The organism is Shewanella sp. SR1, assembly GCF_020447145.1.
Taxonomy (GTDB): Bacteria; Pseudomonadota; Gammaproteobacteria; order Enterobacterales; family Shewanellaceae; genus Shewanella; species Shewanella baltica.
The window spans coordinates 1-15,902 of the sequence record NZ_JAJAEF010000044.1 but is presented as its reverse complement, the minus strand read 5'-3'; the positions used below and the strand labels follow the sequence as shown (position 1 = coordinate 15,902).

11 protein-coding genes and 1 pseudogene are annotated in these 15,902 nt (G+C 46.0%); 9 read left to right on the top strand and 3 right to left on the bottom strand.

Going from position 1 to position 15,902, the window contains the following annotated elements:
- Positions 1-187 precede the first annotated feature (187 nt).
- Entirely contained in the window at positions 188-1,153 is a 966-nt protein-coding gene (locus KV201_RS21860; protein ID WP_012089552.1) for a hypothetical protein, read from the top strand.
- A 143-nt stretch (positions 1,154-1,296) separates the two neighbouring features.
- Here KV201_RS21860 and KV201_RS21855 read toward each other — a convergent pair whose 3' ends face one another.
- Positions 1,297-2,034 (bottom strand): YciK family oxidoreductase, encoded by a 738-nt coding sequence (locus tag KV201_RS21855; RefSeq protein WP_006085424.1) that lies wholly within the window; start codon positions 2,032-2,034, stop codon positions 1,297-1,299.
- 262 nt (positions 2,035-2,296) lie between these two features.
- Between KV201_RS21855 and KV201_RS21850 the strand changes: the two genes are divergently transcribed.
- The 4 genes from KV201_RS21850 to KV201_RS21835 all read left to right on the top strand — a co-directional run bounded on the left by KV201_RS21850 (position 2,297) and on the right by KV201_RS21835 (position 9,557).
- Positions 2,297-4,807, top strand: a complete 2,511-nt coding sequence (locus tag KV201_RS21850) for a VolA/Pla-1 family phospholipase (RefSeq protein ID WP_226060573.1) — start codon at positions 2,297-2,299, stop codon at positions 4,805-4,807.
- A gap of 111 nt (positions 4,808-4,918) precedes the next feature.
- Positions 4,919-5,935, top strand: a complete 1,017-nt coding sequence (gene sohB / locus KV201_RS21845) for a protease SohB (protein WP_006082177.1) — start codon at positions 4,919-4,921, stop codon at positions 5,933-5,935.
- 336 nt (positions 5,936-6,271) lie between these two features.
- Positions 6,272-8,824, top strand: a complete 2,553-nt coding sequence (gene mprF, locus KV201_RS21840; RefSeq protein WP_226060571.1) for a bifunctional lysylphosphatidylglycerol flippase/synthetase MprF — start codon at positions 6,272-6,274, stop codon at positions 8,822-8,824.
- A 7-nt stretch (positions 8,825-8,831) separates the two neighbouring features.
- Positions 8,832-9,557, top strand: coding sequence for a virulence factor (locus tag KV201_RS21835; RefSeq protein WP_226060570.1), 726 nt, complete (start codon positions 8,832-8,834; stop codon positions 9,555-9,557).
- A 90-nt stretch (positions 9,558-9,647) separates the two neighbouring features.
- Here the strand turns inward: KV201_RS21835 and KV201_RS21830 are convergent, their stop codons facing one another.
- On the bottom strand, positions 9,648-10,715 hold the full coding sequence (locus KV201_RS21830) for a DUF3083 family protein (RefSeq protein ID WP_006082174.1): 1,068 nt from the start codon (positions 10,713-10,715) through the stop codon (positions 9,648-9,650).
- A gap of 145 nt (positions 10,716-10,860) precedes the next feature.
- Entirely contained in the window at positions 10,861-11,418 is a 558-nt protein-coding gene (locus KV201_RS21825; RefSeq protein WP_226060567.1) for an arylesterase, read from the bottom strand.
- Between the two features lie 79 nt (positions 11,419-11,497).
- Here KV201_RS21825 and KV201_RS21820 point away from each other — a divergent pair, with 79 nt between their 5' ends.
- The 4 genes and pseudogenes from KV201_RS21820 to KV201_RS21805 form a co-directional block, all read left to right on the top strand.
- A complete protein-coding gene (locus KV201_RS21820; RefSeq protein WP_006082172.1) occupies positions 11,498-12,226 on the top strand; it encodes an ABC transporter ATP-binding protein in 729 nt (242 codons plus the stop codon).
- 2 nt (positions 12,227-12,228) lie between these two features.
- Positions 12,229-14,757 (top strand): ABC transporter permease, encoded by a 2,529-nt coding sequence (locus KV201_RS21815; protein ID WP_226060566.1) that lies wholly within the window; start codon positions 12,229-12,231, stop codon positions 14,755-14,757.
- 296 nt (positions 14,758-15,053) lie between these two features.
- Positions 15,054-15,716: a signal peptidase I gene (lepB, locus tag KV201_RS21810; protein WP_226060564.1), complete on the top strand. Its 663-nt coding sequence runs from the start codon at positions 15,054-15,056 to the stop codon at positions 15,714-15,716.
- 117 nt (positions 15,717-15,833) lie between these two features.
- A pseudogene (locus KV201_RS21805) lies at positions 15,834-15,902 on the top strand (valyl-tRNA synthetase); the annotation flags it as partial.

Sequence of the window (15,902 nt, the reverse complement as noted above, 5' to 3'; positions counted from 1 at the left end):
GTTGGATGGTAAACGGGAAAGGGCTTATCCACGAGTCCTTAAAATGAGCAAAAACAAGTTTCCGGTTAGACCAAAGAAAAATGCCGTTCACTCTTAAGTGAACGGCATTACCGCTTAGCGGCCTTTTTGCTTTCTGTTATTTGCAGCTATGTTATAACAAGAGTCAGCTGGATTGAGGAGTGAATGGATGAAGCTAATTTCAGTGCGACGGATTTGGGAGCAAGCTGCCCATAATGCGTTTACCGATTTAATCGCGTTTCAGGAAGCACTTTTTTGTGTTTTCCGTGAAGGGACTGCCCATGTGTCACCCGATGGCGCTTTGCGTATTCTACGTTCAGTGGATGGCGGCGAGACGTGGCAGAGCGTGGCACTTATTCGTTCGGAAGAGGCTGATTTACGCGACGGTAAACTGATTGAATATCAAGGGGAATTGCTTTTACTCGGTGGCGGGACCTTACATGATAAGTCGGGTCTTCAATCACATCTTTGGCGCTCAGCCGATGGGCGAGTGTGGTCGGATGCGCTAAAGATAGCTGATAAGGGCTATTGGTTATGGCGTTTAACCGAGCATCAAAATACGCTCTATGGTGTGGGCTATCGCCCAGGACCTGATGGTGACACTCGGTTGTATAAGAGTGATGATGGCGTGCAGTTCAAGACTTGGCTAAAGGTGTTTAATAATCAAGGTTATGTCAACGAAACAGCCATTGTTTTTGATCAAGACAGCGGCTTTTGTCTCTTGAGGCGCGATCCCGTTTGGGGCCCTGAATTTGTTGGTTTACTCGGTCACAGTCGCGCGCCATTCACCGATTGGCAATGGCAAGAACTCGATAAGCGCATTGGTGGGCCAGTGATGTTGATGTATCAATCCCGCCTGTTGGCTGTGGTGCGCTTATACGATGAACAAGTTCGAACGGCTTTAGTTGAAATTCATCCTGATACTGGCGTGGTTCAAGAACTACTGACACTGCCATCGAAGGGCGATACCAGTTATGCGGGCGTTGTGATTGACGGAAATGAGTTGTGGGTAAGTTATTACTCAAGCCATGAGTTAGCTGACTCACCGCTAGATACGCAGAATTTGCTTGATGAATCAAGCAGAGCCGCTAAAGCTAAAACGATGATTTATTTTGCAAAAATTCAGTTAAGTTAAGATTGGCGGTGCGGCGTTTTTATGCTGTTTATTCCCATGGATTAATACAGAGCTCCATCTTGCGAATATCTAAAATAATAAAGGGCCATCAATAGGCCCTTTATTATTGCTGAATCATACTGCTAAACCGATAAGCGATGCGATTACTGAGCGTTGAACTGCTGACCATTCACTGCGCTAGCATCTTGACCCATTAAATATAAATAGGTCGGCATGATCTCTTCTGCGGTTTTGAGATCCAGTGGATTCTCAGCTGGGTAGGCTTTAGCGCGCATCTCAGTGCGGGTTGCACCTGGATTGATACTGTTGACCCGAACCGAGGTGCCATCGCACTCATGGGCGAGGACTTGCATCATGCCTTCGGTGGCAAACTTAGAGAAGGCATAAGGTCCCCAGTAGGCGCGGCCTTGACGACCCACACTGCTCGACGTAAAGATAATCGATGCACTGGGTGCTTGGCGCATCACAGGTAGTAATGCTTTAGTTAGCATAACTTGGGCCGTGACGTTCACTTTGAGTACGTCTTCGAGTGATGAAATATCTATGTGTTCAAACGGGCCTAGGGCACCGAGCAGGCTCGCGTTATGTAATAAGCCGTCTAAATGATCGAATTGCTCGGCTATGGTATCGGCCATATCGCGATAATTTTGCTCCGTCGCGCCCTTAAGATCTAATGGCACTATGGCAGGTTTTGGATAACCGGCTTGTTCGATGACATCGTAAACCGCTTCTAGTTTTTTCACTGTTTTACCGAGTAAAATCACAGTGGCGCCGTGCTTTGCAAACTCAATGGCAGCGGTGCGACCTATGCCAGCGCCAGCGCCTGTCACTAAAATTGTTTTGCCTTTGAGTAAATCTTTTGCTGCTTGATATTCCAACATGAGTCTCTTTTTCCTCTTGGCGAGAATGCCCGCCACTTCTAGAGTCGCCGAAGTGATAAACGCATGTTTCAAACAAATGAATGAAACTTTGTTATAAATAGCTAAAATGTTTGTGACAAACTTGTGGCTAACTCAATATTTTTACGTTAACTTGAAATGAGTTAGGGGCTAACATAAGCCCTATTGGTCACAGATTTAAAAGCTATTGTGACTAATTTCTTGGGGAAAACAAAACTATTACAACAAGATTTGGGGAAAAAAGATGAAAAGACTCATTTTGGGTGTTGCGATTGCATCTGCACTGGGCCTCACAGGATGTGGTGAGGACAGTTATAACGAACTCAAGGATAAGACAGAACCGCTCGTCCCTGAATCGCGTATAACGATTGGATTTGATCCAGGTAATAAGGTTTCACCAGTTTTATCGACTCCGAATGATCTAATATTTAATGGTACTGTTGATGGTACATTAAATATGCCTAAGGAAAAGGCTGATGGCACTAGTGATTACACTGATCCTCAAATGGCTTTGGGTGCTTTAGATGGTTGGTCTACGACTTCACCCATTACAATTCCAATTGATGACGTGACGCTTGTCCATAAGGGCGTTGTACTTTCATTAGATGAAGACACCGTTGGATTACCCGGTGCAGTTAGAATGTTTGAAGCCACTGTCGGTGGTCCTTTATCATCTGATCCTGAATGTAAGCAAAAACCATCGGCTTCGGCTTGTAAAGTCGGTAGTGAATTACAATTTGGCGTAGACTTTGTTTCTAAAGCTGTCGGTAAACAGATTGTCATCATTCCAATTAAGCCGTTGAAAGCAGGTCAATCGTATATTTATGCAACAACTAATGTCATACGAGATTCTGAAGGCGAGTCATTGGTAACATCTAGCACTTATAAAGCGGTTCGAATGGATTCTGATACATTAGGCTTACCGTTACCAGAACAAAAGTCCCTACAGATTTTGATTAATAGTTATGAGAAAGGCATAGCTGCGGCTCATAATGTTGATTTATCAACTATAAGCTTTACCGGCTTATTCACCACACAATCTGTCGCTAATGTGTATGAAACCACTAAACTATTGATGGTACAATCAGGGTCTCCCTATGCGCCAAGTTTTGCCCAGATGCCAACGCCTTTAGGCATAACTGTTGCACAAGCGGCGGGATTAACGGACTCAAATAGTGCTGCCTTTAAAGCCGCTTATTTAGCCGATGTGTATAGCGCTAAAATCAAACTGCCGATTTACGGTGACTGCTCTTCGGTCAGTTGTTTATCAGCAGAAGGCAAACCATTAATTAATGGTCATTGGAAAGCACAAGGCGATAGCCCAGTCTCGGTACTATTAGCTTTGCAAGCGGGCACACTCAGCCAAAATAATTTTGGTATGCAAGCCGTGGCCAATGGTATTGCGAACCCTGCCGATGCGTTAGCCAATCCGTCTCTAATGGCGGGTAAAACTTGGTTGTTAGACGATGGTACAGCGGTAGATAAAACTAAGCATCTGACCAAGTTCAACCCAATTCCAGCGATTAAAGGATATGAAACAGTACCTGTACTGATTTCAATCCCTAATGCAGCTAAATTAGCAGCGCTGTACAATAATCCTGATCTAGCGACAGCGCCATTGGCTGGCTGGCCAACAACAATCGCACTGCACGGTTTAGGTGGCGGCAAAGAAATGTCACTTGCCTATGCGGGTTCGTATGCGGCCATGGGCGTTGCCACTATTGCTATTGATATGCCACTGCATGGGGCGCGTTCGTTCGATGCTAACGGCGATGGGGTTTATGAAGTCTCTGCGACCGATCCTTCTTTTGGGGCTGTAGTCGGTACACCAGATGCCTTTAAAAATGGTAATCCGTTGGTATTCGTGAATATCTCTAGTACTTTGTCGGTGCGTGATAATTTCCGTCAAGCGACGATGGACCATTTAGGTGTTCGTCTTGCTCTAACAGGATTAGCACAGGGCTTAGCACAAGCAGGTCAGCCACAATTATTTGACGTGTCTAAAATCAGTGCTCAAGGTCTGAGTTTAGGCGCCATTGTCGGCACTGATTTTGCGACCTATGCCAGCACCGGCATGAAGAATCCAGCAACGGGTGATGCCTTGCCAAATGCATATGGCATCAAGGCTGTATCCTTAGCCGCGCCAGCAGGGGGATTAGCAGGATCATTTGCGGGTTCAGCAACCTTTGGTCCAGTGCTGTTTAGCAATATCAAGGCATCTGCGACTTTCCAAGCGCTGGTCGATAAGGCTAATACTGCAGGGTATGAGGTGGGGAGTCCTGAATATACGGCACTGGTGCAGGCGGTATATGCCCAGTTTATTCCAACGTTTGCCTTTGCGGTTCAAACGGCTGTGGATTCTGCTGATCCAATTAACCATGCCGCTACGTTAAAAGCGACGGGTCTACCTGTTCATTTAATTGAAATAGCCGGTGATGGCAACGGTAACTTACCTGATCAAGTGTTACCGAACCGTGTAGATAACTTCCCGTTATCGGGCACTGAGCCGCTGATCTCTGCTATTGGCCTACCTTGTGTCGATAGTACGAGTAAAGGTCATGGCGTAGTGCGTTTCTCTAAAGGTCACCATAGTTCGATTGTGAGCCCAGGTGAAACGGACGCTACAGATGGTATGGCTGCCGCTGCTACCGTTGAAATGCAGACTCAAGTAGCAACCTATGCTGCGACTGCAGGTAAAGGCGATGCGACGATTTTAGTGACAAACAGTGATGTCATTGCGACTTGTCCTAACTAATCTGCGCTTAATCGGAAAAACCCAGCGAATGCTGGGTTTTTTTATGGGCCTTTAGGCTGTTAGAATAGCGCGCAATTGACTGATTGATGTAACGCCCTAACGGAGAGCACTTTGGAATTTTTATACGAGTATGGAATGTTTTTGGCGAAAGCCGTCACGATAGTGGTCGCAATCGTTGCGGTTATTATAGTGGTGTTGGCTTCCACTGTTAAACATAAGTCAGATAAGGGCGAGCTGAGGATCACTAACCTGTCTGAAGAGTTAGAAGAACTGAAGCATGGCTTAAAAGAAGAACTCCTTTCAAAGAAGCAATTCAAAGCCTATGAAAAGCAATTAAAGGCTGAAGAAAAGGCGAAAGACAAAGCTGCTGATGATACTAGCACGGGCAAAGTGTTCGTGATCGATTTCAAGGGCAGTATCGATGCTGCTGAGGTTGCGTCACTGCGTGAAGAAATCAGTGCCATTTTAGCTATCGCGGAAAAAGGCGATGAAGTGGTTGTTAATGTCGAGAGTGGTGGCGGTATGGTGCATGGCTACGGTTTAGCCTCCAGCCAGCTTGACCGTCTACGCCAAGCCGAAATTCCGCTAACAGTATGCGTTGATAAAGTGGCTGCCAGTGGCGGTTATATGATGGCCTGTGTTGCGAATAAAATTTATGCGGCGCCTTTTGCAATTGTTGGTTCAATTGGTGTTGTCGCTCAACTGCCGAACTTTAATCGTTTGCTGAAAAAGCATGAAATCGATTATGAGCAACATACGGCCGGTAATTTTAAACGCACCTTGACAGTGTTTGGTGAAAACTCCGATGAGGGAAGACAGAAGTTTCAAGAAGAACTCGAAGAAACCCACGTCTTATTCAAAGCGTTTGTCGGTAAATATCGCCCTGAGTTGGATTTAGTGAAAGTAGCCACGGGCGAGCATTGGTATGGCCAGCAAGCCATTGAATTAGGGTTAGTCGATGCGATTTCGACCAGTGATGATGTGATTATGTCACTTGCCGCAGAGCGTACTGTGTATAAGATGCGTTATCAGGTGAGAAAGAAACTTGCCGATAAAATTGCCCATGGCGCATCTTTATCTGTGAATGCCATTTTTAATCGTCTTATCGAGAAAAACCGTCCAATGTAACGGAATCTAGTGTGGATACTTTTTTGAGTATTCACACTTTTTTGTTTCGCTTAACGCCCAAAGCTGCGTATCTATTGCAGATTTTTTTGGCTTTTATATTATCCCCCCCTCAATTTAAAATCATTCACTCACTATTGCTATCAGCTTGTTAGGCACATTAATAAAACGTCATGCAGCAAATGCGTAAATCCATTGCGAATGTAATATCCCTATGTTAAAAATCCCGTCGATAAAGTGGTGTTACAAATTAAACTAAAGTTAATTAATTTTTAATGCTGTTTCAATGTTGACGTTAAATAACCTTAGCTGAATCAGTCTTAGGTGCTGGAGATTAACATGGGGAGACGATTGCGGGTGTTTATTAGCCTTATAATATTCACTGTCTCATTACTCTTGCTTTATAATTTAGAGCAAGAATATCAATTAAGTGACATTATTAAAGAGGTTAAAGGATTTTCATTTGTTGAGTTGTTATGTGCAGCACTACTCACAGTGGGAAGTTACTCTTTATTAACCTTGTACGACTTTATTGCCGTTCGGAATATCGATAAGGAGATACCTTATCGTAAAATAGTCCCTATTTCTTTTCTGGGTTTTACGTTCTCCAATACCATAGGTTTCTCGCTGTTAACGGGGACGTCGATAAGATATAAGTTTTATTCCGAACTTGGCTTAAGTGGTAATAAAATTACTCAAATAGTCATTTCATGTTCAGTGACATTCTTCCTCGGACTCTTTTTTATTTTTGGTATTGCACTGGTATGCTTTCCCGCTGAACAATTATCAGCCTTACCTTTACCAACGTGGCTATTTTCCTTAACCACAGTGTTCGGTATTGGCATGCTGCTCAGTGTATTAGGTTATTTACTGATGAGTGTGCTGCGGAAAAAGCCATTTAATTTTCGAGGCTTTGAAATTACGCCACCTCTGTTATCTGTATCTTTAAGACAGTTGTTGGTGTCTTCACTTGATTGGATTGTCGTAGGAACCTTGTTTTATAGCTTACTGCCCGCGGTAGAGAATTTGGGCTATATACAGGTCTTAAGTATTTTCTTTGTTGCGAATGCGCTTGGGGTGCTTGCCCATGTGCCGGGTGGTATTGGGGTGTTCGAGTCCGTCGTAACTGTGGCCTTATCGCAATATTTACCGGTTGAGCAAATCCTCGGCGCCATTATTGTCTATCGGATCATTTATTACATTATTCCATTTTTAATTTCTTTGGCATACTTTGTTATTACGATCGCGCTATCAAATAAAGATAAAATTGTAAAATTAAATACTCGAATTGCATTTATCCGCCAACTGTTACCACCGCTACTGAGTATCAGTGTATTTAGCTCGGGTTTATTATTACTCTTGTCAGTGGTTAACCCTTCAATTATTCATAAGTATCACTGGTTAGGTGAGTTAGTACCGCTGCCGATCATCGAAATATCGAGCATCATTTTGAGTGTGAGTGGTGTCTTGCTATTGTTGTTATCCCATGGGTTATTTAAACGCTACCATAATGCCTTTGAATTAACAAAAAAACTGCTGTTGGTGGGCATGTTATTTATTATGCTTAAGGGCGCGGAATGGGAAATATCACTCGCGATCGGATTAGTGTACGCATTGATGTGGCCATGTGAGAATTTGTTCTATCGAAAGGGTTCAGTCGTCGGGATTAAATACTCTTTGGGTTGGCTGTTATCACTTTCTGCCGCCTTATTCTTGATGATTTGGGTATTATTTTTCTCCTATCAAGATGTTGATTATGATCATTCACTCTGGTTTATCTTCTCCCCCGATAGCCATGTATCGCGAGCATTGCGAGGAGGAGCGATTGCTATCTTTATCGTGCTTGCCTTTGCCGTGCGCTATTTCTCGTCTCGTACTCAGCTTAAATCACCACAACTGGACACGCCTTCATTAAAGCAGGCGATGGAGATTGTCGCGCAGTCGCCGAGCAGTCATGGCTATTTAGCCTTAGTGCAAGATAAATCAATCCTATTTAACGAGGATAAAGACGCCTTTCTTATGTATGCAAGGGCTGGACATTGCTGGGTGGTAATGGGCGATCCTATTGGTAATCAACATAAATTTGATGATTTGTTGTGGCAGTTTAGGGAGTTATGCGATGCCTACGACGGTTGGCCGGTGTTTTATCAAGTGACGCAAAAATATCTGCCGAGCTTTTTAGAGCAAGGATTAGGTTTATATAAATTAGGCGAGGAGGCGATTGTTCAGCTCGACCAATTTGACTTACCGTCGAGTCACTATCGGAGTTTGCGCCAGAGTCATGCCAAGGCGCTGCGTGAAGGCTTAAGTTTTGCTGTGATTGAGGCGAGCCAAGTGAGGGCCATACTGCCGCAATTAGAAGCCATATCATCGACTTGGCTGAAGGCGAAGCAAGGGCGTGAAAAGGGGTTTTCGGTCGGCTATTTCTCTGCAGCCTATCTGTGTTCGACACCTATGGCATTAGTGTATGCAAACGGTGAGCTCGTGGCGTTTTCAAATATTTGGGCGAGTGCTGCTCAGGTTGAATTTTCTGTCGATCTGATGCGTTACGAGCCTAAAGTATCGAGCAGTAATATCATGGATTTTCTGTTTACTGAACTATTGCTATGGGGAAAACAGCAAGGCTATCAGAGGTTTAATCTCGGGATGGCGCCGATGTCAGGCTTGACCGACAGAGCGTTGGTGCCATTTTGGACTAAGTTGGCGAAGGTTGTGTATAAGAAGGGCAATAAGTTTTATAACTTTCAGGGGCTTAGAAGATACAAGGATAAATTTAATCCAACGTGGGAGGCCAAGTATTTGATTTGTTATGGCGGATTATCTCTACCAATTGTGGTGGGCAGTTTAGTGACATTAACGAGTCGTGGTGCAACCGGTGTATTTAAAAAGTAGGTGAACAATGAATAAATCCTTTGTGAAAATACTAAGCCTTATGATGATGTTTTGCAGTAGCTTTAGTGTCTTAGCCGATGACTTTGCTGACTCACTCGGCCTGACACTTCTGCCAGTCGCTAATAGCGCAAATGACAGAGCGAGTGCGAAAAAGCCGCCCTTAGTCATCTTTATGAGTGGCGATGGTGGCTGGGCTAATTTAGATCAAGGTGTGAGCCAGTTATTGCAACAGCAGGGCTGGCCAGTGGTGGGGTGGAGTTCGCTAAAATACTACTGGAAACAAAAAGATCCCAAGGATGTGACTCAAGATACTATGGCCATTATCGATAAGTACGAGGCCGAATTTGGCACACAAAAGGTGGTATTGGTTGGCTATTCTTTTGGCGCTGAAATCATTCCTTTTGTACTTAATGATCTGCCACTCAAGTATCGACATAAGATCCTCGGCGGGGTGTTATTGTCACCTTCGCAGACGTCGGATTTTGAAGTGCATGTGAGTGAAATCGTCACGTCTAGCAATGAGTCCGCGAGTTATCTGACGTTGCCCGAGGTGAATAAGCAGACGACAGTGCCTATGCTGTGCTTATATGGCAAAGACGATGATGCCCCTAAGCATTTGTGCCCAGTAGTAAAACAGCCGAATGTGACTGTGATGGAGTTAGACGGTGGCCATAGCTTTGATGATGATTACGATAAAGTGGTGACTATCATAAAGCATTGGTTGAAAAGCTAGGTTATCACCCGATATCAGCTTGAATACATTCAGAAAGAAAAGGGCGCTTAATGCGCCCTTTGGGTTTTAGCGAATCGAATGTCGCGTTAATCAGATTTGATAGCTGATATGTTGATGGAAGCGTACGACGAGATCTTCACGCTCTGGGTCTACACCGATATCTGCGGCGAAGGCCTTCAGGGCTGTTTCGACATTGTTCATAAAGCGTCCGAAGCCTGAATCATCACAGTCTTTGGTGCCCGCGACTATGGTGAAGTGCGCGGCTTCGACTAAGTTATCGGCATTCCAGCGACGGATCACTTGCTGCTCAGTCGCATTAGGATCGAACCCTATCATTTGTACTTCGGCTTTGCTGTCGAGTTTTTCAAACTTACTGTTACGCACCAGCGGGGTTAAGCCATTTGCTATCATGGCAAGACGCGTCAGTTGTCTGTTGGCTGCCGCTTTGAGGAAGCAATCTTCAAGATGTTGATATAACGGCGTAAAGTCGGTTGCCGAGTCAGGTAATAAACCCTGCTTAAGTTTGCGGCTCAGTGGCAAGCTTACTGTCACATAAGTGAGAGAGCTGACGTTCTCTGGTAACTCGCACTTTCTGGCTTTATATCTTGGGCCGATGGCACGCAGTTTATAGCCATAGGTTTCTTTATAGCCCTTGGCTTTTGCGAACAGATCATAGGATAAATGCTGATGGTCGCGGACCTTAACTTTAAGATCGCTTATCGGCATTAAAGGCATCAATTCTGTCAGTAATTCACGCACTCTGATGTGGAAACTGGCGGAATTACTGCGGATATCTTCACCCGTGGCAAGGAAGACAATGCGCAGTTTACGGGCGCGATAGTTTTCTTGCGAGAATAAATTTTGGGCTTCGTGATAGGCTGGATTATAAAAAAATAGAATTTGTTCAGTGGTTTGGAAGCAATAGGCTTCGGTATGGTAACGGACAACAGGCAGTTTATCGTTAGTGATCACGTGGACATTACGCAGATCGTGTTGTTCTGCCAAATTAAATATCAAACGGCTTAAGGTTTGATAACAGCTTTGATAATCAGGATATTGACTCAGTAGTTCATCCGTCACCTTGATTTCGGCTGTGATGTATTGATTGGTACGGGCTTCCTTGGGTATGTACACTTTTTGCTGATGGCTAAGGGACATATTGACTCCTTGTTTGAGTTAACCATTTGCTAACACGAATTTTACTGTTTATCTATAGGGTTAATCTTGCGTTAGAACACGTTTTTATCCGTTGAGCATGAGTTTAGCTAAGTAAGCGTTTCGACAGCTTAAAATAGCAGCTATTTTATTGGGTTAACGCATCTTCTATCCATGGTTGCATCCAAGTTGCTATCTGCGTCTGCGCCTTTTCGTTGGGGTGAATGCCATCCCGTTGCATTAATTCTGGATGGGGCGCGATATCCTGCATAAAGAAGGGGATCAACACGATATCCTGTGTTTTGGATATGTCTTGATACACTTGGGTGAACTTTTGGGTGTAGCGAGGGCCATAGTTAGGCGGTACCATGATCTCAGTCAGCAGCACTTTTGCGCCGCTATCTTTGGCTAGGGTAATGATTTGGATTAGATTATTTTCAAGTTGCGTTGGGGGGAATCCACGTAAACCATCATTACCACCCAGTTCAACGACCACAAGGTCGGGGGCAACGGAATCGAGTAAGGCGGGTAATCGGCGTAAGCCGCCCGCTGTGGTTTCGCCACTCACTGAGCCATTAGTAAATTGATGTTCGGGCAGATTTTTTTGCAGCAGCGCCACCCAGCCTGACTGTTCTGCCATACCATAGCTAGCGCCTAAGCTGTCGCCGAGGATCAACACCTTTGCTGCGTGAGCAGGCGTGGCCATGAATACACTCAATAGGATGAATGCCCCCAGGGTCTTCGCTCTCGATTGATACCAGAACGATTTATATAAGAAGGATCCTATGTCTAACGTCATCTTAAAAAACAGTGCCATCAATGTTGTTAACCTCGAAAAATCAGTGACTACTCAGGAAGGAACGCTCACTATCCTCAAGGGCATTAACTTAGATGTCAAGCAAGGTGAGAGTGTGGCTATTCTTGGCCCGTCGGGTTCGGGTAAGTCTACCCTGCTCGGGCTGCTTGCGGCGCTTGATACGCCTACCTCTGGCGAAATTTGGCTCGATGGCGTGGCGTTATCCCCACTGAATGAAGAGCAAAAAGCCGCGCTGCGTAAACAGAAGGTCAGCTTTATTTTTCAATCCTTTATGTTAGTGGATACCTTAACCGCGCTGGAGAACGTCATGTTACCCGCCGAGCTTGCGGGCGTGAGCAATGCTAAGGAAAAAGCCCAAGCCATGCTGGTGCGGGTCGGTTTATCCCATCGTTTGACCCATTTACCCAAACAATTATCGGGCGGAGAACAGCAAAGGGTGGCGATTGCCCGTGCCTTTATTTGTGAGCCCACAGTGCTGTTTGCCGATGAACCCACAGGTAACTTGGACAGCGTCAACGGCCATAAAATTGCCGATATGTTGTTTGAACTGAATCAAGAAAGCCACACCACTCTTATCCTCGTCACCCACGATTTACTATTGGCAAAGCGTTGTGAGCGGCAGCTCGTGATGGATAACGGCCATTTACAGGAAGATACGGCGCATACAGCACCGCTCGCCGATGCTAAGGAGGCTTAACAATGGAGTTAAGTCTGGCATGGCGCCTGTTTAAGCGCGAGTTACAGCAAGGGCAATTGTTATTGATTATCCTCGCTATTACGCTCGCGGTACTGTCTGTAAGTGGGTTGGCGCGGGTGAGTGAACGGCTGCAAGTGGCGATCACTGGCCAAGCTTCGCAGTTTATTGCCGCCGATCGGATTATCGATTCGCCGGTTAAAATTGATGCGGCGATTTTAACCAAAGCCGAAGATCTTGGGCTTAAGCATGTGACGAACATGCAATTTAATTCCATGGTCTATTCGGGTGATAAGTTTCAGTTAGTCACAGTTCGCGCCGTTGAAACGGGTTATCCACTCAAGGGTGACATTGAACTCACCAGCGGTAAAACCAAGGCTTTACCTCAAGCGGGTGAAATCTGGTTTGAGACTCGCTTAGGTGGACTCCTCGGTTATCCCAAATCCATCGAACTAGGTAACAGCGAATTTGTGCTCAGCAATGAGATCAGTCGCTTGCCCGACGCGGGCTTTAATCCTTTTGCTTCCTCGCCCGTGGTATTGATGCGCATGGAAGATGTCGCCAAAACGGGAGTGATTCAACCGGGCAGCCGCGTGACCTATCTGTATCAATTTGCTGGTGATGAAGCCTCGCTTACGGCCTTTGAGCAAAGTGTTAAACCGCTTCTCAATAGCACCCAGCGCTGGGTCGATGTGCAATCCGGTGATTCGCCGATTGCGGGAGCCGTTAAGCGAGCTGAGCGCTTCCTACTGCTAGCTAGTTTGATGGGCATTGCACTGGCCTGCGCCGCGATAGGCATTGCCGCCCAGCGTTATTGTCAGCGCCATTACGATGTGGTGGCCATGCTGAAAACCTTTGGCGCCTCGGCAAAGCAAATTCGGTTGTTGTTCGGCACTCACTTATTGTTAGTGACGTTAATGGGGATTGGGCTTGGCCTTGTCGGTGGTGTGTTACTCGATTTTGGGATCAGTTATCTATTGCCGCCCGAAATTGCCGCCTATTCGCCGCCACTCACTCGGCCATTACTGCTTGGTGTAAGCACAGGGCTTATCAGCGCCTTTATGTTTTCGGCTTATCCATTGATGCGCTTACTGGCTATTCCGCCACTACGAGTGCTACAGCGTCAGTTAGAGGGCCTGCAACTTGGGATGTGGCTGCATCTGCTTTTGAGCTTAGGGGCGATGGCGTTACTGGGCTATTTGTATTCCCAAAGTTGGGCTTTGACCCTGACTGTGGTCGCGGCCGTGTTGCTGCTCGGTGTGCTGTTAAGCGTGCTTGGCTTTGTGATGATACGTTTAGGCCACAGTGTCGGTATGAAGACCACCAATCCCTTACAGTTGGCACTGGCAGGGCTCAGACGTCGTGCGCGGCAAAATGCGGTGCAATTGGTGGGATTTAGCGCCGCACTGGTATTGTTATTGACGATTCTTGCGTTAAGACAAGACTTGCTCAACGAGTGGCAAAAGCAGTTGCCCGAAAATGCACCTAACTACTTCCTCGTTAATATCGCCCCCGACGATGCTAAGCCCTTAAATGATTTTATGACGGCTAAGGGCATTGTTGCGACGGACATTTATCCTGTGATCCGTGGCCGTTTAACTCAAATTAACGGTGAAGCGCTGATTTCGAATGAACAGTCTGAAGCGGGTGAAAAGGGCCGAGTGGGTATTTCCCGCGAGTTAAACCTAACGTGGCGCAATACGCTACCAGCCAATAACGAACTGTTAGAGGGGCATTTTAATCAAGCGGCCGATGAAGTGTCGGTGGAATCTGGCGTGGCGGACCGTTTAGGTATTGGCATTGGCGATAAGTTGACCTATGTGATTGATAATCAAGAGCTCACAGTCAAGGTTGCCAGTATCCGTGCCGTGCACTGGGAAACGCTGCAGCCGAACTTCTTTATGATTTTTACCCAAGAAGCCCTCGCGCCCTTTGCTTATACCTCAATGGCGAGTTTTTATCTGAATGATCAGCAAGCTACGAATGACCAGTCAACAAATGACCAGTCAACAAACGGCCAAGCGCTGAGTGCCGATGGTACGCCTAAGGATGCTGTGATCCTTGCGCTTATTCAGCAGTTCCCGACCATATCGATCATCGATGTGGGCGCTATGGTGGGGCAGTTACGGCAGATCATCGAGCAAGTGTCGCTATCTCTGACCTTAGTGCTGGCCTTAGTGTTACTGGCCAGTGCCTTAGTATTGATTGCACAGACTGAAGCGGGCATGGCAACTCGGCAGCGGGAACTGGCGGTGCTGCGTACCTTTGGCGCTTCGGGATGGTTATTGCGCAGTGCGACGGGTTTAGAGTTCGCCTTGCTTGGCGGTATTGCAGGCGTGTTAGCCGTCATAGTGGCCGAATTTGCGTTATATCTACTTAAGACGCAAGTGTTTGAGCTTAATGTGTATATGCACTGGCCTTGGTGGGGAATAGCCCCTGTTTCTGGCGCTTTAATCGTGGCCTTACTTGGGGTGTGGCGTTGCCGACAATTGCTCAGCCAATCTTGCTCTGAGCTATTAAAGGCGGGTAGCTAATGGTTGCTTGCATGGGCTAACACTTGAGTTTATGAGTTAAATAAACAGCGTTACCAATTAAAGCACTGATGCCGCATAAGCTCAGTGCTTTTTTATTGTCTGGCTGAATCTGCTGAATCTGCTGAGTTTGAGCATGACTCGAATATGAATATGAATATGAGCATGAACATGCGTCTTTACATCGGCTTACAAATTGATCTGTGCCTAAGCTGGTAGCAACAGAACTTAGTGCAACGCAATGGGTCTATCTAACTGAGAACAGCGACTAGCTTATACATGCCATAGAGAGGGAATATATGTTCAAAGGAATAACAAAACTGCTTAAGGATAACCGCTCCTTTTTTCTGTTTATCAGTTTAATGTTAGTGTTCAGGAGCGCTGTGGCTGATTGGAATACAGTGCCATCGGGTTCTATGCTGCCGACTATTGTCGAGGGCGATCGCATTCTGGTGAACAAGATGGCCTACGATCTTAGGGTGCCATTTACCCATATCGCCATAGTCAAACTGGCGGATCCTGCCCGCGGTGATATCGTGGTGTTCGATTCGAAAAAGGCCGATAAAAAACTCATTAAGCGGGTGATTGCTGTGCCTGGCGATACTGTGATGATGCGGGATAATCGTTTGTATTTAAATGGAGAACCCCTTAGTTACGCATCCCAAGCATTGAGTCTTTATGCTCCCGCTGATGTCACCGAAATGCAGGAGAACTTACTCGGTATGGCCCACAGTATTCGCCTTAATCCTGTAGCCTCAAGGCTCGCTAATTTTGGACCTGTCACTGTGCCAGACGCGCATTATCTAGCGCTGGGTGATAATCGAGATAACAGCGCTGATTCTCGGGTCATTGGCTTTGTGCCACGGGATGAGATTGTTGGCCGTTCCAGCTCAGTGGTTTTCTCCCTTGATTATGCTGATCATTACTTGCCTCGACCTGAGCGTCTCATGCGCGAGTTTTAGCATGCGCGGATTCTAGTATTCGTGATGTTGCTCCATAAAGAAGGGCGCCGAATGAGGCGCCCTTTTGTTAGCTGGTTGTCCCGTCCTGAAATACGTTGACATAAAGAGGACTTCTTTATGACAACATCAAGTAACTCAAGCCGTAAGCGTACTCAACGCGATTACACCTTAGCTTTTAAATTAGGC